Consider the following 641-nt stretch of genomic DNA (forward strand, 5'->3'; position numbering starts at 1 on the left):
TATCTTTTCATTCCGCGAGAAAGACTGGACGGTGTCGCTGACCACGGTTGAAGGGCGAGAGCGCTTTGAACTAGCCATTGGCAACTACCAGCGTGGGATGCTGGCTGGTTCTAACCCCAAATCGGCCACCCTAGTCCAGCGGAAGGACGGCTCCTACTACATCCAGATTTGCGTAGAGAAAAACCCGCCCAAGCAACAAGATACCGACAAGGTGATCGGGGTGGACTTGGGAAGGACAGATATTGCCCATACGTCAGAGGGGGACAACTGGAATGGACAGCAGTTGAACAGAGTCCGCGACCACTACTCCAAGCTGAGGGCGGTACTTCAACGCAAAGCCAGTAAGGGCACCCGCAGTTCGCGGCGCAGATGCAGAGAACTGCTGCAACGGCTGTCTGGCAAGGAAAGACGCTTTCAGGCGTGGGTCAATCATCGAATCTCCAAAGCTATTGTCTCCAGGGCAAAAGCTACCAACAGCGCTATCGCCCTGGAAGACCTGACAGGGATCCGGGAAAGGGTCAATCAACAGCCACGCAGCAAAACCGAAAGGCGCAGGGCCAACAGTTGGGCGTTCTACCAACTGAGGCAGTTTCTGGAATACAAGGCGAGGGTTGCAGGGGTTTCTCTGATTCTTGTGCCGC

General features: G+C 55.2%; 1 protein-coding gene. It reads left to right on the forward strand.

Annotated features, from left to right (window positions below):
* A partial coding sequence (locus NW820_RS13275) for an RNA-guided endonuclease InsQ/TnpB family protein (protein WP_414407761.1) occupies positions 1-641 on the forward strand: 641 nt, incomplete at both ends.

Source organism: Synechococcus sp. R55.7 (assembly GCF_047461955.1).
In the GTDB taxonomy this organism is placed as follows: Bacteria; Cyanobacteriota; Cyanobacteriia; order Thermostichales; family Thermostichaceae; genus Thermostichus.